This window comes from Alkalibacillus filiformis (assembly GCF_030814115.1).
Classification (GTDB): domain Bacteria; phylum Bacillota; class Bacilli; order Bacillales; family Alkalibacillaceae; genus Alkalibacillus; species Alkalibacillus filiformis.
In genome coordinates, this window is sequence record NZ_JAUSUP010000016.1 from 1 (window position 1) to 18,565 (window position 18,565).

Annotated in this window: 17 protein-coding genes; 1 reads left to right on the forward strand and 16 read right to left on the reverse strand. The window is 36.5% G+C overall.

The genetic code is table 11. The features are described from left to right. Positions 1–268: 268 nt before the first annotated feature. From J2R98_RS13390 to flaG, 16 genes are all read right to left on the reverse strand, one after another. Complete coding sequence (locus J2R98_RS13390; RefSeq protein WP_307069823.1) at positions 269–1,483, reverse strand: PDZ domain-containing protein; 1,215 nt, start codon at positions 1,481–1,483, stop codon at positions 269–271. A 125-nt stretch (positions 1,484–1,608) separates the two neighbouring features. Continuing rightward, complete coding sequence (locus J2R98_RS13395) at positions 1,609–2,610, reverse strand: S41 family peptidase (protein WP_307069902.1); 1,002 nt, start codon at positions 2,608–2,610, stop codon at positions 1,609–1,611. Beyond that, positions 2,604–2,990 (reverse strand): S41 family peptidase, encoded by a 387-nt coding sequence (locus J2R98_RS13400; RefSeq protein WP_307069825.1) that lies wholly within the window; start codon positions 2,988–2,990, stop codon positions 2,604–2,606. The genes J2R98_RS13395 and J2R98_RS13400 overlap by 7 nt, the downstream gene beginning before the upstream one ends. Before the next feature lie 200 nt (positions 2,991–3,190). Next, positions 3,191–4,624 carry a murein hydrolase activator EnvC family protein gene (locus J2R98_RS13405; RefSeq protein WP_307069827.1) on the reverse strand — a complete coding sequence of 478 codons (1,434 nt, stop codon included), beginning with the start codon at positions 4,622–4,624 and terminating at the stop codon, positions 3,191–3,193. Positions 4,625–4,664: 40 nt separating this feature from the next. Continuing rightward, the gene (ftsX, locus tag J2R98_RS13410) at positions 4,665–5,558 is read right to left on the reverse strand and encodes a permease-like cell division protein FtsX (RefSeq protein ID WP_307069829.1); all 894 of its coding nucleotides are present in this window, start codon (positions 5,556–5,558) and stop codon (positions 4,665–4,667) included. Then, positions 5,548–6,234, reverse strand: coding sequence for a cell division ATP-binding protein FtsE (ftsE, locus tag J2R98_RS13415; protein WP_307069831.1), 687 nt, complete (start codon positions 6,232–6,234; stop codon positions 5,548–5,550). Before ftsE ends, ftsX begins: the two co-directional genes overlap by 11 nt. A gap of 390 nt (positions 6,235–6,624) precedes the next feature. Then, positions 6,625–6,960 (reverse strand): c-type cytochrome, encoded by a 336-nt coding sequence (locus tag J2R98_RS13420; RefSeq protein ID WP_307069833.1) that lies wholly within the window; start codon positions 6,958–6,960, stop codon positions 6,625–6,627. Positions 6,961–7,015: 55 nt separating this feature from the next. Then, a protein-coding gene (prfB, locus tag J2R98_RS13425) for a peptide chain release factor 2 (RefSeq protein WP_307069835.1) occupies positions 7,016–8,120 on the reverse strand; the annotation gives its coding sequence in 2 pieces (ribosomal slippage) (positions 7,016–8,047 and positions 8,049–8,120; 1,104 coding nt in all). Positions 8,121–8,270: 150 nt separating this feature from the next. Beyond that, positions 8,271–10,781: a preprotein translocase subunit SecA gene (gene secA, locus J2R98_RS13430; protein WP_307069837.1), complete on the reverse strand. Its 2,511-nt coding sequence runs from the start codon at positions 10,779–10,781 to the stop codon at positions 8,271–8,273. Positions 10,782–10,973: 192 nt separating this feature from the next. Beyond that, entirely contained in the window at positions 10,974–11,180 is a 207-nt protein-coding gene (locus tag J2R98_RS13435) for a hypothetical protein (RefSeq protein ID WP_307069839.1), read from the reverse strand. A gap of 379 nt (positions 11,181–11,559) precedes the next feature. Beyond that, positions 11,560–12,117 (reverse strand): ribosome hibernation-promoting factor, HPF/YfiA family, encoded by a 558-nt coding sequence (hpf, locus tag J2R98_RS13440; protein ID WP_307069841.1) that lies wholly within the window; start codon positions 12,115–12,117, stop codon positions 11,560–11,562. 128 nt (positions 12,118–12,245) lie between these two features. Continuing rightward, positions 12,246–12,743, reverse strand: a complete 498-nt coding sequence (locus J2R98_RS13445) for an ion transporter (RefSeq protein WP_307069843.1) — start codon at positions 12,741–12,743, stop codon at positions 12,246–12,248. Between the two features lie 96 nt (positions 12,744–12,839). Further along, complete coding sequence (fliT, locus tag J2R98_RS13450) at positions 12,840–13,190, reverse strand: flagellar protein FliT (protein ID WP_307069845.1); 351 nt, start codon at positions 13,188–13,190, stop codon at positions 12,840–12,842. Continuing rightward, positions 13,190–13,591 (reverse strand): flagellar export chaperone FliS, encoded by a 402-nt coding sequence (gene fliS / locus J2R98_RS13455; protein ID WP_307069847.1) that lies wholly within the window; start codon positions 13,589–13,591, stop codon positions 13,190–13,192. The genes fliT and fliS overlap by 1 nt, the downstream gene beginning before the upstream one ends. A gap of 17 nt (positions 13,592–13,608) precedes the next feature. Further along, positions 13,609–15,102, reverse strand: a complete 1,494-nt coding sequence (fliD, locus tag J2R98_RS13460) for a flagellar filament capping protein FliD (RefSeq protein ID WP_307069849.1) — start codon at positions 15,100–15,102, stop codon at positions 13,609–13,611. 20 nt (positions 15,103–15,122) lie between these two features. Continuing rightward, positions 15,123–15,503: a flagellar protein FlaG gene (flaG, locus tag J2R98_RS13465; RefSeq protein WP_307069852.1), complete on the reverse strand. Its 381-nt coding sequence runs from the start codon at positions 15,501–15,503 to the stop codon at positions 15,123–15,125. A gap of 251 nt (positions 15,504–15,754) precedes the next feature. Here flaG and J2R98_RS13470 point away from each other — a divergent pair, with 251 nt between their 5' ends. Further along, entirely contained in the window at positions 15,755–18,232 is a 2,478-nt protein-coding gene (locus J2R98_RS13470) for a YheC/YheD family protein (protein WP_307069854.1), read from the forward strand. Positions 18,233–18,565 lie beyond the last annotated feature (333 nt).

An 18,565-nucleotide genomic window follows, 5' to 3' on the forward strand; every position in this document is an offset into this window, starting at 1 on the left:
CTTTTTTTCTGGCATAATTACCCCTACCTTTTCTAGACTTAATTTCATGGAAACATTTTGCCTTAGAGTGTGTCCAATTTTGATACTAACCTTATAACACTGCTTTGTCCGACAATTATGCACCCTCGTCCAGCATTAACACTGCTTCGTCCGACATTAACCTCGCTTCGTCCGACAATTATGCACCCTCGTCCGACATTCACTCCTAGACAGTTAAAATTAAACACAAATAAACCTCGCATTCAACGCGAGGTTTATGGTTTTTATATTAGCTTATTTCGATCGTCTCTGAAGTTTCTAACGTGAAACGTGGTGTTTCTTTTACGAAGATTAAGCCAAGCTCATGATCTTCATTTTCATAGATCGGTCTTTGGACAAACCTCGTTTCACCACTCAAATCTTGTACGGCTAATTTACAATATGTTCGATGTTCTGTCATGACGTCGAAAAACTCATATTCATTTTGGACTGGCTCATCGTGTACACGGACAATTTTTTCCCCGACCATTAAGCCCATATCGTCTGCTGGCGAACCTGGTACAACACCAACGATTGTAATTCCATCAGATTCTGGTCTAAAAATTGGACGTCTTTCAACATCGAATTGACGAACAATAATCGATGTTAATGGCCTCATTAATAAAGCTATTCCTACGACAATCATACCAAGGTAAAGCGTGTTATATGCCCCAACTGCTGCTCCTAGCAATAATAGAGTTATCGGAAATAACGTAATCGCAATACGTTTAGCTCCCTGCTCACTAAATAGACCGATAAACCTTTGTGAGAATCCTATTATATAAGGAAAGATTATAAAACTCATTCCAGCTCCATCTAAACCAAACACAGGCCACCAAGTAAGCTGCTCACTTAACGTTAGTGAGCCAATTGGCAAAGGAATCAATAGTGGAACGAACATAAGTCGTGTCACTTGATGGGCACCAACGTCTTTACCACGATCACCTTTTTGCAGTCGAGGGAATGATCTGTTACGATGCGTTGTTGCAATAAGTATGACCTCGGCAATGAGGAGAACTAACATTAAGTAAATCATGGCCATTAAGTCGACTTGTAATAAACCAGTTGTAAAAGCCTCATTGATCACTTGTATTTCAAATAGCCCAACAGACCATACAGCCAAAATAGATAACCCTAATGTGTAAACAGGGGAAAGTAATGCAACTTGTCCAGTTAACATTAGTAAAATGATGACGGCGGACCAGACGATTAACCATTCCCAAGTCATAAACAATCCAGTTAAGACAATACTTGCTGAAACAATGATGCCAATAAGAAACCCTAACAGCCATGTCCCTTTCCATTCTGCGTGGAATGGAAACACTCGGTGACCGAATTGCTTACGGTCTTTTTTAATTCTTCTATTTCCAATTAAAAATGATAATATGATCGCTACATATAGTACTGGTTGTGCGAATAACCACAGTAGAGCATAGCCTATTTCAATCAACCATTCAATCCACATACATAATCCCCCCAATCGCACTGGTGCACTGTATTAAACAATTCTCTATATTCAAGCCAAAATCCTGCATATGTTTTGAGTAAAAATAGATGACTCAACAGATGAGTCATCTATTTAAACCAAGCTTATTCAAACAATACTTCAATGGCACGCTGTAATTGTAGATCATTTTCTGGTTCCATTACCGCGTCTAAAATCAACTCTTCAATTCGTTCTTCAGTTGTTTCATCAACGACTCCTGTCACATCTAAACCTTCATCAGACTGGAACTGTTCAACTACTTCAACAGTGTTTTCATCAAAGTAACCATCCGTACGGTCAATATCATAGCCTAGGCCTTCAAGCATAAGTTGCAGCTTTCTTACTTCGGAATTGTTCATGTCATACTCTAATGGTTCTTCAGATTGAATTAGCGTTGAATAGAAGTATTCTGGTTGTCTTTGTTCAACGGTTGGGTCAACACCTTCACCTTCAATTCGATTTCCATCTGGTGTTAACCAATCAAACACCGTCATTTTCAACATGCCGCCATCTAAAGGCATCGTCTGTTGTACTGTTCCTTTACCGAACGTCGTTTCACCAACGACTTCATAACCGTTAACTTCATTAAGGGCGGCAGCTAAAATCTCTGATGCACTAGCACTACCTTCGTTAATTAAGACTGAGATTGGGTAATCCTTCACACCTTGCCCATCTAGTGTAGATGGTTCTGGTTCCATATCATGACGGTCTGTGTAAACATACGTTTCCTCGCCGTCCATGAAGTGAGTTAATACGTTTTCAACCGCGTCAAATAACCCACCAGGATTTCCTCTTACGTCTAAGACTAATCCATCAATTCCAACTTCGTCTTCGAGGTAAGCTAGCTCTTCAGCGAACTCTTCAGCTGTTCCTTCACCGAAAGATCTAATTTCTAACACACCAACTGTTTGACCATTCACCTCTTCTACATGTGGTCGAACAGTAACTAATGGAATTGTGTCTCTTGTGATCGATATATCAAATGATTCATCTTCACCAGGACGATCAATCGTTAATACAACGTCTGTTCCCTTCTCACCACGAATGAGTTGAACAGCCTCATTAACCGTATGATCCTCAACAGATTCGCCATCAACAGCTAATATACGATCATTAGGGCGAACCCCTGATTCCTCAGCTGGTGAATCTGCTCTGTCATTTCAGCATCCATATACTCACTGAATGGGTCATCTAACGAGCTAACAACGCCTTCAATTGCACCTTCATATAAAGAATCAACATCAACTTCTCGTATATAATACTCATCTAACATCGAAATCACTTGCTCAATTTTAGTGAACTCTTCACTTATTTCTTCTTGCACATCACTATGAATTTCATCATCAGGCACTTCTACTTCTTCTTGCTCTTCTTCCTTTACTTGTGGTTCACCTTCATCAGCAAGAAAACTCATTGCAGTCGCTGAGATCGCTCCCCCTACTAAAAAGGCTACCAAAACTAATAAAAGAACAAATTTCCTACTCATATTCAAAATTAATCACCTCAGCAAACGCTTACAGATTTAGTATAAAAAATACTATAATTAAGTATATTGATGTGAATTTCTACTATACTCAAAATTACACCTAAACAAAAATAGCTAAATAAATAGCATAAAAGCATCACACGAACATTGTGCGATGCTTTTATACTACTATAATTTCCTCTTTTAGTAAAAGGTAAGATTTATTGAGAATTAAATTGACCGCGTGATTGAACATTGATGTAATTTAGTGGGTCTACTGCATTTGACTTAGCATTATTCCAAGATCCACGGTGAATTTCAAAATGTAAGTGTGGGCCACCAGAGCTACCAGTGTTACCCATATTACCAATTTGATCACCTTGTTGGACAGTTTGACCTACACTAACATTAGCAGATGATAAGTGAGCATATACCGTATCATAAGCTTGACCATCAATATAATGCGTCATGTATACAACATTTCCGTATCCGCCACCACAGCTTCGGTCACCGACAACACATCCAGAAACAACTCGATAAACTTCACCTGTTGCTGCTGCATAAACTGGTGTTGTTGGGTTATTAATGTTACCCATATCAACACCAAAGTGGCTTCTTCCCCAACGTGGGCCAAAGTTAGACGTTAAATAACCACTCATTGGCGTAATAAACTTTCCACTACCACCAGCTTGAGTATTGGCTGGGTTTGATTGAGCGTCTTGCTTTTGGTTTTCTAAAGAACGTTCACGAGCCGCTAAAATATCTTGCTCCTCAGAAAGTGAAACTTGATACTCTTCTAACTCTTCCTGCTCCTCTTGTAAGTTAGAAAGAACTACTTGCTGTTCTTGTTTTCTCTCATCAAGGCCAGCAATTAGTTGATCAAGCTCCCCTTTTTGAGCGACTAACGTCTGCCTTTTATCTTCTAAATTAGCTTTATTCGCTTCAACTGTTTCTTTATTACCTTCAACTGTTTCTTTCGATTCTTCAACTTGCTCTTTATTTTCTTCAACTTGTACTTTTGCTTGTTCTAAAAATTGCTTGTCATCAAAGTGTTGGTTAATAATACTTTGGTCTTGATCCATCACTTTACTTACAGCTGCAGTACGACTTACGAAATCACCAAAATCACTAGAACCTAGAATGACTTCCATATAACTTACAGAACCACCATTACGTTGTAGTGTTCTCAGTCGATCGACAAGAACCGCTTCACGTTGTTCTATTCTAAGTTCAGTTTCAGTAATTTCTTCTTCTAAATCAGAGATTTCTTCTTCTAGTTCTTCGATCTCTGCTTCAAGTTCTTGAATCTCGTTTTCTAGTTCTTGAATTTCAGCTTCTAATAGATAGATTTCTGTTTCAGTCTCTTCAATATCAAGCTCTTTTTGACGGACTTCTAACTCAGCTTGTTCAATTTCATTTTCAATACGATCTAACTCGTCTTCTGTTTCATCTTGTTGATTTTCAAGTTCACGGATCTGTTGCTGTAAACTATCAATCTCATTAGAAACATTCTCTCGTTCTTGCTGCACTTCATCTAATTCTTTCTCAATATCTTCTACTGACTGATTAGCTTCGACCGAACTGGAATCTGAAAACATTAGCGCTCCGACAATTACTAGAATCAAAGTTAAAAACGGTATAACTTTCTTCGTCAACTTGGTTTCTCCCCTTTTGTATTTGTTGTGATTTTTTTAGTTAAACTTTTAAGAACTTACGAACACTCATCACGCTTCCCCAAATACCGATAAAGGCACCGATTGCTAATAGCATGAGTGAAAGTTGCCATGCAAATGGGTTCCACGGTAATAACTCAACGAACTGAAAATTCAATCGATCGTTTAAGTTTATATACAAGAAGTGATAACCACCAAGTACAAGCGCGATCGGGATCACTGCACCAATAACACCTGTTAGCATTCCTTCAACAAAGAATGGCCAACGAATAAAGCTATTCTTCGCACCGACTAATCGCATAATGCCAATCTCGTCTCTTCTTGCTGTAATTGTCATCTTAATTGTGTTAGATATTAGGAAAATAGCCGTCAATAATAACGCTGCAATAAATGTAATTCCTATATATCTAGCATATTGGTTAAATTGTAAGAGTCGGTCTACTGTCTCACTTCCATAATCAACGTCATCAACGTTTGAAAAGCCTTCTATTGTTGAAGCGACTCCTGCTAGGTCTTCTGCTTCGTACGTCTCGACAACGTAAACATCATTCAGCGGGTTGTCTTGTTCGAAAAGTTCCCAAGCTTCCCCATCTTCACCTAAGTCTTCAATTAAAGATTCAAGCTCATCGTCTTTTGAAGAAAAATAAAACTCCTCAACTCTATTAAGATCACCGATATTTTGACCTAACTCGTCAATATCGTCTTCCTCAGCACTTAAATCTATAAACACACGAATATCTGCATCTGATTCAATGTTGTCTGCAATTTGATTTAGATTTAGCATTAGCATTAAAAATGCTGCTACTAATACTAATGTCGTTGTCACAGCACCAACTGCTGCTACTGTCATCCAGCTATTTCTAATTAAGTTTTTTGCGCCTTCTTTAAAATGTCTCTTTAATGTACTAATCTTCATATCCGTATTCCCCTCGATGCTCGTCTCTTACGATTTGACCATTTTCCATAGCAATAACACGTCTACGAATCTTGTTAACGATCTCTTTACTGTGTGTTGCCATAATCACTGTCGTACCACTCGCATTGACTTCTTCAAAGATTCTCATAATCTCCCACGACGTATCTGGGTCTAAGTTACCTGTCGGCTCATCGGCAATAACAATTTTAGGGTTATTAACTATTGCTCTAGCAATAGCAACACGTTGTTGTTCACCACCTGATAGCTGAGCCGGGATAAACCTCGCTTTGTGCTTTAAGCCAACCTTGTCTAAAACATCCATGACACGACGTCTAATTTTTCTCGGGTTTTCTTCTATCACTTCTAACGCAAAGGCTACATTTTCATAGATTGTTAGTTTCGGCAACAATTTAAAATCTTGGAAAATAACGCCGATTGAACGTCGTAAGTAAGGGACTTGCTTATCTTTCATGTCACCGATATCTACATGGTTGATTTTTACTTGACCTTTACTTGGCGTTTCTTCACGATACATCAATTTAATGAAAGATGATTTACCAGCACCACTTTGACCAACGACATAAACAAACTCACCATTATCGATGGTTGTTGATATACCATTTAAAGCTGTAACTCCATTTTCATAAACTTTATAAACATTGTTCATCTCGATCATAGTAATCCACCTTGGTCCTCCTGCTGCATTGCAACATTTTGTATTCACTTTATAGCTTGTCCATTCCAAATCGAGACATCGCAAATCTACGATGTCTCAATTAAAGTAAATTGTCGAAATATTTGATTTTTTATTATATTATTTTATCATATCTCATGCTATTATGTCTTTTTTTAATAGAATTTCTTAATCTAGTATTTGTATTATAACATTATTCGCCAAAATATACTGCCCAATTTATATTACATTTTCTTTTCATTTAGTTAATAGATGAAGGGGGTGATTGTAAAAGAAAAGGGTTTTATAGGTAAGCTTACCAATGATGAATTAAAGAGGTAAAAATTGTGGAATAAAAAAACAATGAGAAGGAAAAATCCTTCTCATTGCCCCTTACTGTTCTAATACATAATCAGCAATATCTTCTGCTTCGGCTTCACTTACACCTGCTACAGCAGCCATGCTACCGTATCCTTCCAAAATAATTGATACGATATCATCTTGGTCGTACTGGTCACTAGCATCAACTAGTCCAGGTCCAGCACCACCACCTAAGTCACCACCGTGACAACTTGCACAGTTTTGCTGATAAAGCTCTTCACCTGCTGCTGTTTCATTTGCAGTTGTGTCGTCGCCGCCATTTCCATTAGCACCGTCGTCGCCACCGCCGCCACAAGCAGCTACTACCATCATTAAGCCAAATAGGCCGACAAATAATTTCTTTTTCATTTGTTTCATGACCTCCTGTTAGTGTTACTTTTATGTTTTCCTAAACGTTCAGAAGTTATCCATCTACTTTTGAACGTAAATAGGCATCAATAAATGGATCCAATTCACCGTCCATAACCGCTTGCGTATTCCCATTTTCAACGTTAGTACGGTGATCTTTTACCATGTTATACGGATGGAAAACGTAAGATCTTATTTGACTTCCCCATCCGATTTCTTTCTGTTCACCGCGAATTTCATCCAATTGTTGTTGTTGTTTTTCAATTTCTTGCTGATAAAGTTTAGACTTCAACATTTTCATTGCTTTTTCCCGGTTTTTAATTTGCGAACGCTCTGATTGGCACGTCACGATTGTGTTCGTTGGCACGTGTGTTATTCGCACGGCTGAGTCAGTCGTATTAACGTGCTGACCACCTGCACCACTAGCACGATACGTATCAACCTTTAGATCTTCATTTCGAACGTCAATTTCAACATCATCATTAAATTCTGGCATGACATCTAAAGATGCGAATGAGGTATGACGACGTCCTGATGAATCAAAAGGAGAAATTCTAACTAAACGGTGGACACCTTTTTCAACTTTTAAATAACCATAAGCATTATGACCTTGAATTAAAAGGGTTACACTTTTGACTCCTGCTTCATCACCTGGTAAATAATCAAGCGTTTCCAGTTTAAAACCTTTACGCTCTGCATAACGTTTGTACATTCTTAAAAGCATCTCTGCCCAATCTTGACTTTCTGTACCGCCTGCACCTGGGTGAATTTCAATAATCGCATTGTTTTGGTCATACGGTTCACTTAGTAATATGTTCAATTCAAACTGATTTAAATCAGCTGAAACTGATTTTAATTGTTCTTTTAAGTCTTCAAAAAGTTCTTCATCATTCTCTTCTTTCACTAATTCAAAAGATACTTCTAAACTTTCAATTGCTTCTTCATTTTGATCGAAGTTTTGGACGAGCTCTTTTAAACTATTCGATTCACTAATCACTTTTTGGGCATTCTGTTGATCATCCCAAAAATTCGGCTCTGTCATCATTTGTTCAAGCTCAGCTAAACGATTACGATAACCCTCTAAGTCAAAGAGACCCCCTGAAGTTGTCTAATCGCTTTTGCAGTTGATTAAGTTCACTACGAATATCTGCTAGTTCCATAAAACATCCACCTCTACTCTATATTCTACCCGTATTATACCATTTATAAATCGACTAAAAACGAACATTTAGTTACAAATTGGAAAATTCAACCGTCACATAATGTAATAAAACCTTATCCACTCATGAGAATGGATAAGGTTTTGAATTTTAAGCACCGTGACATTGCTTATATTTCTTACCACTACCACACGGGCATGGCTCATTTCGCCCGACTTCTTTCTTCCTTACGATTGGCTGACGTTTCTTTTCTTCTTTTGGTCGTCCACCAGCAACGGCTTGAGTACCTGTTGCAACTTGAACACGTTGTAAGTTTTCACGAATCTGTGCTTTCATCGCATATTTCGCAACTTCTTGTTCGATTGAAGCGATCATTTCCTCGAACATAGAGAAGCCTTCCATTTGGTACTCTTGTAACGGATTCGTCTGACCATAAGCGCGTAAGTGAATACCTTGTCTTAGTTGGTCCATTTGGTCAATGTGATCCATCCACTTCGAGTCAACCGTTCGAAGTAAAATAACTTTTTCAAACTCACGGATTTGTTCTTCTGTTAGCTCTTGTTCACGCTGGTCATACTTTTTCTTTACAATCTCCATGATTTGTTCAACCATTTCATCTGGCTCTTTACCTTTGAAGTCCTCACCGGAAATTTCATCTTGCTCTAGTACGTTTGCGTGCAAGAATTGAGCAAGGTTATCAAGCTCCCAATTTTCTTCTTCTTCATCTTGCGTATACAGTTCTACGTTACGTTTAACTGTTGACTCGATCATGCCCATGATAATATCACGTAAATTGTCCGATTCGATTACTTCATTACGTTGTTCATAAATGATGTCACGCTGTTCACGTAATACATCGTCGTAAGAAAGGATTTGTTTACGTGCATCGAAGTTGTTACCTTCAACACGTTTTTGTGCTGATTCTACAGCTCGAGATACCATTTTACTTTCAATTGGCTGGTCATCTTCTAAGCCGAAACGTTCCATCATCGAGTGCATACGTTCCGAACCGAACCGGCGCATTAACTCATCTTCCATTGAAAGATAGAACTGTGACACACCTGGGTCACCTTGACGTCCTGCACGACCACGTAACTGGTTATCAATACGACGTGATTCGTGACGCTCAGTACCAACAACAGCAAGACCACCAAGATCTTTCACGCCGTCACCAAGTTTAATGTCCGTACCACGACCTGCCATGTTTGTAGCGATCGTTACAGTCCCTTTTTTACCTGCTTCCTGGATAATCTCTGCTTCTGAAAAGTGGTTTTTCGCATTTAAGACGTTGTGTTTAACGCCAGCTTTTTTAAGCATTTTTGCAATTAACTCTGACGTTTCAACAGCAACTGTACCAACTAGAACCGGTTGCCCTTTTTCGTAACGTGCTTTAATATCTTCAACCATTGCTTTATATTTACCATCTACTGATTTGTAAATTAAATCTGGACGGTCATCACGGACAATTGGTTCATTCGTTGGGATCGCCACAACGTTCATATTGTAAATATTACGGAACTCTTCTTCCTCAGTTTTAGCTGTACCTGTCATACCAGCTAACTTATTATACATACGGAAGAAGTTCTGGAACGTAATCGTCGCTAAAGTCATGCTTTCCTTTTGAATTTGTAAGCCTTCTTTAGCTTCAATCGCTTGGTGTAAACCATCACTGTAACGACGACCTTTCATGAGACGTCCTGTAAATTGGTCCACAATGACAACTTCGCCTTCATCTACGACATAATCCGTATCTTTCTGCATAACGACTCGCGCTTTTAATGCTTGGTTAATATGGTGCGTTAAAGAGACGTGATCTAAGTCATATAGGTTCTCGATGTTAAAGAACTTCTCAGCCTTCGTAATACCATTTTCGGTTAACTGAACGTTACGTGACTTTTCATCGAAAGTATAATCTTCTTCATTTTTTAGTGTTTCAACAAACGAATCCGCTTGTAAATAATTGGTTTGAGATTTTTTCTGTGAACCTGAAATAATAAGTGGCGTACGTGCTTCGTCAATTAAGATCGAGTCAACCTCATCGACGATCGCGAAGTTCAGTTCACGTTGTACACGTTTTTCTTTATAAAGCACCATGTTATCACGCAAGTAGTCGAAACCAAACTCATTGTTAGTACCATACGTAATATCGCAACTATAAGCTTCACGCTTCTCATCTTTATCAAGGTCATTTGTGTTAAGACCTACAGTTAGACCTAACCAATCGTATAACTCACCCATTTCAGTAGAGTCACGGTGTGCTAAGTAATCGTTTACGGTAATAATATGAACACCTTTACCTGAAATAGCATTTAAGTAAGCAGGCATTGTAGAGGCAAGTGTTTTACCTTCACCTGTTTTCATTTCAGCAATATCGCCATTATGAATAGCAATCGCACCGATCAGCTGTACATAGTATGGACGCATTCCTAAAACACGCTTTGCTGACTCACGGACAACCGCGAACGCTTCAACCATTAAATCATCTAATGTTTCACCAGACTGATAACGTTCTTTAAACTCTGCTGTTTTCGCTTGCAGTCCTGAATCAGATAACTTTTGAATATCAATTTCTAAAGCTTCAATTTGATCTGCTTTTTTACGAAGTTTCTTTAATTGTTTCTCGTTTAAATCCCCAAAAACTTTAGTTAACATTTGCTTCATGAATTTGCACCTCGTATCCTCTTGTTTACAACAATCCAACTATAATGATAACACTATCAAAACAGTCATGACAACTAACAGAATATGAAGAACTACGAGGAAATATGTCAAAAAATGTTTCAGGCTGACTTAGTGTAGGCGGTGGTTAAATTAAATCAGCCTGAATCAAATAACCAAGACCATAAAGGCGGATTATTGATTTATTCGACATGAGGGTTTATTGGGATAGGAATAATTTGCATTGGGTTCGGAGGTTACATTTGATATGTCATGTTCCAACATCGTTACTTTTTTATTAGTAGCTGCAACGATTCGCATTAACTGAGAAATCAAATCACTCTGGCGTTCTACTTGATTTCGTAAGTTAACACAGGTGAGGCAATTTTGTTGTTTTTCCATCTCGTATTCCCCCTTTATGATCTTGTCAATTATATTTATATCATAGGGATTTGAGGGGTGGTAGCCCCCTTCAAATTGGAGAGTTTTTTGGAAAATGAGTTTTCTGAGGGATTTTTGTTTAGTTGGACTGATTTAGCTTAAGAAATTGAAGTTATAGCGCGGAAAATTTTTTGAAAAAATTTGGATTTATCGTAGGTTGTATCGAAACTAAAGGTGTAGAACATTTGATTTGAGGATCTTGAGTTGAATTTTGAGCATCTGGAACTTAGTTTTGAGTATCTGGCCCTTGTTTTTGAGCATCTCGAACTTAGTTTTGAGCACCTAGCCATAAAAGTCATAAAAAAAGAGACCCGAAATTCGGGCCTCTTCAATTATATGTTTACGCGTTCGGTTCGATTAAACCATATTTACCATCTTTACGTTTATAGACGACGTTTGTATCACCTGTTTCGGAGTTTTCAAAGACGTAGAAAGCATGGCCTAACATATCCATCTGTAGAACTGCTTCCTCTTCGTCCATCGGCTTTAAGTCAAACTGTTTCTTTTTGACGATATCAATTGAATCGTCTTCCACTTCTAATCTACCATTTAAAGCCTCTTGCTCCATTTCAGCAAATACATATTTCGGAGCTCCTTGGTTACGGAACTTACGATTGACTTTTGTTTTATATTTTCTAATCTGTCTTTCCAGCTTATCGACGACTAAGTCTGTAGCTGCATACAAATCGGTGTGAATCTCCTCTGCTCTTAATAATAAGTTTGGCATTGGGATTGTCACCTCAATCTTCTGCTCCATGTTATGAACACTTAAGTTCACATGGACATCTGAAGCAGGCGGCGTCTCAAAATAACGCTCCAACTTGCCAATTTTCTTTTCTACATACTCTCGGATCGCATCTGTAACTTCGATGTTTTCCCCTCTCACGTTGTAAATCATATGCAAGTCCTCCTTTCGTCTATGTAGGTTATATTCAACGTTACCCTTAATTATTCCTTCTCAAACACATAAAAAATTTAGAATTTTTTGTCGAAGTCGAAATGCGTCGAATTTCACCTACATAGAAATCATTTTGCATCATATTTTTCACGATAATTTCGATACTTAGACCTTCCTAAATTGTATTCGACGATCTCCTTTAAGAAATGCATCACTTTCAACAACTTCAGCATCTTAAAGACACGTAACATCCTGAGGATGAACGAATCTAGTTGATAAAAGTAGAACGGAATAATCGCCAGCAAGTCAATGACCATATAAAGTGAAAACATATATTTAATGCGGCCTTTAACAGGATGCTCATAGCCCGCTTTATAGACAGCAGTCCAAATACGTAAAATATACTCTAACGTAAAGAAAACTAGTGAAAACTGCTTTAAAACAAAAATAGAATCTTCCCAAGCAGCGTACATCTCAGGCATCAAGTAACGCTGAACAGTCGTAACAATATTTGCAGTGATTAACAAGATTAAAAAGACGTCAAAAAACTTTCCGACTGTAGGTTTCGGTGGGTTCAGTTTAATAATATTGAAAGTTTGCCATTTTAACGACTCAATGTGAATCATCGTAACCACCTAAAAATAAGACTTATAGATTTTAAATACCCCTAATCTAAAGGTGGTTAAACAAAAAAGAGCATTCCAATAATAGGAAAGCTCTTTCTAATTCCGCTTATCAATAAAACTACCATCATTGCCCTGGAGGTTTTGATAAGGATTAATATATTTTTTGTTCGTTACTTGCTTTTTCTTAAAGCTAGCAAAGTCTTTTTGGAAGTTTTTCATATACTGATCGGCAAGTTGTTGCAACTCACGATCAATCTTTAACGTCTCTTCACCAATTCGCTTTTCTTCTTCAGTATATTCACCACTTAACTGTTCAATCACTTGACCGCGTTTCTGAACGAACTCATCAAACTCATTAATGAGCTGTTCACGCTCGACCTGTTCAGCTTGCTTAAAACGATCAAGCATTTGCTTCGTTAAAGTATATAATGCTTTAACCTGTGACATTATGCTTTAGCCTTAGTTCCATATTTGTTTTGACGATCAAGCTTAATCGCTTCCTTCCATGTGTCACGAAGTTGCTCAACCATCTTTTGCGCTTCGTCTAACTTGGCTACATCGTTTTGAATATTCGCTTCACGAAGACAGTAGTTAATGTAGTCGTAAAGTGGCAAGAGTTGATTTGTAATTTCATAGTCAGGGTTCAACGTGACCATAAGTTCTGCGATAATTTTTTGTGCTTTTTGCAATTGTTCGTTTTTACTTTGAATATCTTCTTTTTCAATAGCCGTTTTCGCTAGCTTAATAAACTTAATACAACCATTATAAAGCTGTAACGTTAATTCACCAGGTGAAGCTGTTGAAACTGAGTTTTGTTGATAAGCTTGATAGGCTTGTCCATAAGCCATTAATATCACTCCTTAAATTACATCATACCGCCCATGCCGCCCATAGCTGATTGCATCTGGGCATATTGATTGTTCGCCTCTTGCATCGCACGTTCCATCCGATTGAATTGATCCCAATAACGTTCTTCAACTTGTTGCATACGACGTTCGAAGTTAGCCATGCGGTCAGTCATGTTCATTAACTCACGGCCCATAGTATATTGGTGATCTGTTTGAGTTGCTCGGCCAGCACGATCGGTAATACGGTCCATCGAGTTATCAAGTGAATCCTTAACACGACTTAACACACCACGTGACTCATCGTCTGCTCGGCTTGATAACATACGATAAACGCCTTCAGAGTCTTCCTCTAGTGCTCTGCGTAGCTCTTGTTCATCTATTTCTAATTTACCTTGGTCGTTTTGAGGTGTATTAACAGCACTAATTGTCGTAATACCAATTTCATATATTGAGCTAAATTCACTATCCTCATTATCTACTGACTCATACCACGCAGAACGCATTCCAGAAATGGCACCACGCAGAATTCCATCCCCCCTTAACTCACCACTTTGAGACTGCTCTTCCCACAGTTCAATCTCGCTTTCAGACATTGCTCTTCGCTGCTCGTCTGTTAACGGTGGATAATCACGGTTACGCGGTTCGTTAGTTTTTTCATTCATATATTCAATTAACTCATTGTACTTATCCACAAAGTTTGTGATCTCTTCAACCGCACCGTCAATATCTTGTTCAATGGAAATGGTAGCTGCTTGATCAGTTGTTTGATGGAATTGTAGTGTAGCACCGTTCAACTCATAAGTATTATCTCTTGATGTTAACTCCGCTCCGTTATAAGTAAATTCAGCATTTTGACCACCTTGTTCGTTGGCTTCGTCTAAATTGAACATATCAGTAAAGATGGTGTTATCGTCAAATCCAATCTCAGCACCATCCTCGTTAAACTCACCTGTTTCCGTACGTTCTACAAACACTTGATTTGATGATTCATTATAAAATGCTCTAACTGCACCGTCGGATGCTTCATTAATTTTACTTAGCGCGTCTTCGATTGTATCATCAGCCTCTAAAGTTAAAGTATGAGGGAGCTCTTCACCATTTTCGTCGTAGGTATAAAACGTGTGATCACCAGCATAATCTTCTCCAACTTCTGATTCTAAATCTAAATCAGCACCACCAATATTAACAGCAGCTGTTGCTAATTGGTTTACATCGACCTGGTAATTTGCCTCATCTGCATCACTTCTAGCCGATACAGAAATAGCATCAGATGAAGACGTCGCCTTTGTTGAGTTGTAAGTTGACGACATACGCATATTTAAAAACATTGATTCAAACTCAGACATTTTCGCATTAGCTTCACGATAAGCATCACGCTGCTGTGTTAGCCATAACTGGTCCTGCTTCATTTTTTGTAAAGGTTGACGTTCAGCCTCCATTAGATCATTAACCATTTGACCAATGTCCATCCCTGAAGCGAATCCTGTCATTCTCATATTATTTGAAATCATGTTAATCTCACCACCTATATTTAAATTCTTTCGTCAACTATGAATCCCATAAATTCAGCCATCGCCGCATATACATCTAACAACTTTTCTGGCGGTATTTCTTTTACAACCTCATCAGTTTCTTGATCAACAATAGAAATGTAGTATCGTTCCAATTTGTCATGAACCTCATAACGAATGGATGTATCGGCAGGTTCTAAAAATTCATTTAAGCCTTCTACCAATTCATTAGCCCGCTCTTTTGTCATTTCTTGTTCTGGGTAATTCCTTCTTCCATTCGCTTCATCATTCATCGCCTGCAATTTCGGTTTCGCTTTGTGAACCTTCTCAGTTGAATTTACTTCCGTCGCCCCCGACCGCTGCAGGAGTTGAGTATTTGATAATACTTGGTCGATATTCATCAATGACAACTCCTTATAATTCTATCTATACTTAATATCGACAAGAAATAAATTAAGTTAAATATTAGAACTTAATTTATTATGATAGTTTTTCAGGAACTTAATCCCTTACAATTAATGACTGACCACAATTAAAATAGATAACTACAGCCTATATAATTAGTTAAACTAAGTATTTTTATTAGATGCATACTTAACCTTAACCTGAATTTGACGATATAATACTTAATTAAATTAAGAGGTGATAAGATTTGTTAACTATTAAAGAAAAAGAACAAATAATCAATATATCTTACACAATAATTGAAGCATCTGATAATCTTATAAGTTCAATTCAAAAAGAAAAGATTAATCAAGAGTCAATTTATATTTTTAGTACAATAGTTGAAGGCATAAACTCTATACAAAAATCATTAGTCAAAGACGAACAATTATATGATGAAATTAAAAAGAATTTTGAGCATGTCATCCAGTCTGCAAATTTAATAACAGAGCTTTTTGAGCAAAATTATACTAATAAGATTTATGAAATAATTCAATTTAGTTTCAAACCAAAATTCAAAATCATAATTAAACACATCGAATCTACATTACCTGAAAGGGACAAATCAATTACTATTGGTATATACCACAGCCAAGAAAACCCTGCTAACTTTTACTTAGAAGAGCGCTTAAATGCAATGCTAGATGCAGCAACAAAGAAAAACTGCAGAACGATATTTTTTACAGATAGTGACGTTAACCTAAGTGATAAAGTGATTAATGCTAAATATAAAACAGAAACAGAATGGCAGCAAGTTCAGTGTCAATTTCCTGATGTTATATATAATATCTCTAAAAACCCTATACATAAGCAATCACGGATCGAAAGAAAACTTAGGCGTATGATCCCATTTACATCATTTCTTTTTGGAAACAAATTTGACTTACCAAAAAAAATGGTTAAGCAACGGACATATGCGCAATTATTAGCTCCTTTCAAAATCATTACTGACACTTCAATCTTTTTTGAATTCTTATCAAAGAATGATAAAGGAGTAATAAAACCAGTTGCAGGTGCACGTGGCGAGAATATTTACTTTATAGAAAAAAAAGATAAGAACAAATATAAAATATCTAGAGATGACCAGTCTGAAATTTACAGTGAAAATAAATTAAAGGATTGGCTTTACACGAATATCCTTAAAAATAGTTCTCAATATATGATCCAAAAATATATAGAGTCTCTAACAAAAGATGGACAACCTTTTGATTTTAGAATTCACATGCAGAAAAATGGCCAAGGTAAATGGTCTTTAACCAAAATGTACCCTCGAATTGGGAATAAAAATAGTATACAAATACAAATTTATAGAGATGGAGAGAATGTAATTGATACGGATGAATTCCTAAAAGGGGAGTTTGGCGAAAGGTCTAAACAATTCAAACAAAATTTAATTAATCTATCATACAATTTAGTACAACACATAGATAAATTATATGGTTATGCAATTGAAGAAACTGGTCTAGATATTACAATTGATAAAAACGAACGCTTTTGGTTACACGAAGCTAATATGGGCCCACAAACAAAAGGCCACGAAGTTGAAAGAGCAAATACTCTGATAGATTATTGTTGTTATTTAGCTAAAAATCAAATCTTCTTTACTAATGAATTCAACAATAAAAATACAGATAAAGGTTATTTCGATGCACGCAAAACAAACACTAACTATTATAAAAATAAGAATGAATTAGTTGGTGTTTTTATAGACAACAGTTCTAATAGCGACAATTTAGTAACTCTCTTCTTACTAGCAAAACAATATAGAATTGATTTATTTTATTTCTCACCTAAAGATATCGATATGGATGAAAGCCTAATTAGAGGTTATTTCTTTGAAAATAGAGAGTGGAAAGAATACATCGTCCCTTATCCAAACCTAATTTACGATTTAGTTCTAAACAAAGAATCTAAACACCTAAAAGAATTATATGATGAATTTAGCACTATACCTATTATTAATGATAAATTTTACTTTGAAGATATTATTCATTGTCTTGATGATAATAAAAAGAAAAATAAATTTGTGGCACCTAAAAATTTCAAAGACATAAATGAATTATTAAATATAAGAAAACAACTATACATACGTTGTACTAGTAAAGATAAACAATTTTTAATTTATATTGAAAAACTAAAAAATTCAGATTATATAATTAAAAGCAACAATCTTGATACCATTTTAAACCAATTGTCTACAAAACATTATTTACAGGATTTGATGAAAGATCACCAATTAATCATTTATCCCTTTGACAATAATATTAATCAATTTTACACCAATTCAATTAATGTTCAAATGTCAAAATATCAACTAAATAATTGGAAGGTAGTAAACCAAAGTGTTATCACTAATCCTGATTCTAATATCTTTACAACCATTAGTAACAAACACAACTTCTATAATTCCTTAGATAACTATTATGAGAATTTTCTTGATCATTATAAGTTCAAACAGTTGAAACATAAAGTAGAGGAAGTAGCAATTAATTATTGCCACACTATAACAAGCCATACAAATTTGTCTTTAAACAATGTTGAGTTAAGCTTCGCTTTAGATAAAAACCTTAATATACATTTTATTGATGTTTTCTCTCTTAATCACACAGGGATATTTGATAATTATCAAATATCAAATAATTCAATCAAATTACTACTTGACTATTTATACCAAGATATACATTAATTCAAAATACACATTAATTATGGATATAAATATACACGCAATTTTTACCTTTTGTTTTTGTTTACCTAAGTAAACTTTAACAAATTAGGAGCATGCGTGTTTATTGTTTAAAAGCTTTGATATCCGCGAAAAGTCTGGCGGGTACGCACGGTACGCACATGTTTAAAGATTCCATGAAACCCCGTTTTTTTGGGTCGAGGAGGCTCTAGTCGTTTCAGTGAAAGCTTCCACCGAAAGTGATTCACCTGATACCAACGGAACAGCTAAAAATCATCCACCCTATACGGTAACGTTAAAATTGTACAGATCTTCCGACATATTATTTGGAAACCA

Coding starts and splice junctions, on each gene's coding strand:
- J2R98_RS13390 (WP_307069823.1), bottom strand. CDS start 1,483: ATGTGGATTGAATGGTTGATTGAAATAGGCTATGCTCTACTGTGGTTA.
- J2R98_RS13400 (WP_307069825.1), bottom strand. CDS start 2,990: ATGAGTAGGAAATTTGTTCTTTTATTAGTTTTGGTAGCCTTTTTAGTA.
- ftsX (WP_307069829.1), bottom strand. CDS start 5,558: ATGAAGATTAGTACATTAAAGAGACATTTTAAAGAAGGCGCAAAAAAC.
- ftsE (WP_307069831.1), bottom strand. CDS start 6,234: ATGATCGAGATGAACAATGTTTATAAAGTTTATGAAAATGGAGTTACA.
- J2R98_RS13420 (WP_307069833.1), bottom strand. CDS start 6,960: ATGAAAAAGAAATTATTTGTCGGCCTATTTGGCTTAATGATGGTAGTA.
- secA (WP_307069837.1), bottom strand. CDS start 10,781: ATGAAGCAAATGTTAACTAAAGTTTTTGGGGATTTAAACGAGAAACAA.
- J2R98_RS13435 (WP_307069839.1), bottom strand. CDS start 11,180: ATGGAAAAACAACAAAATTGCCTCACCTGTGTTAACTTACGAAATCAA.
- hpf (WP_307069841.1), bottom strand. CDS start 12,117: ATGATTTACAACGTGAGAGGGGAAAACATCGAAGTTACAGATGCGATC.
- J2R98_RS13445 (WP_307069843.1), bottom strand. CDS start 12,743: ATGATTCACATTGAGTCGTTAAAATGGCAAACTTTCAATATTATTAAA.
- fliT (WP_307069845.1), bottom strand. CDS start 13,190: ATGTCACAGGTTAAAGCATTATATACTTTAACGAAGCAAATGCTTGAT.
- fliS (WP_307069847.1), bottom strand. CDS start 13,591: ATGGCTTATGGACAAGCCTATCAAGCTTATCAACAAAACTCAGTTTCA.
- fliD (WP_307069849.1), bottom strand. CDS start 15,102: ATGATTTCAAATAATATGAGAATGACAGGATTCGCTTCAGGGATGGAC.
- flaG (WP_307069852.1), bottom strand. CDS start 15,503: ATGAATATCGACCAAGTATTATCAAATACTCAACTCCTGCAGCGGTCG.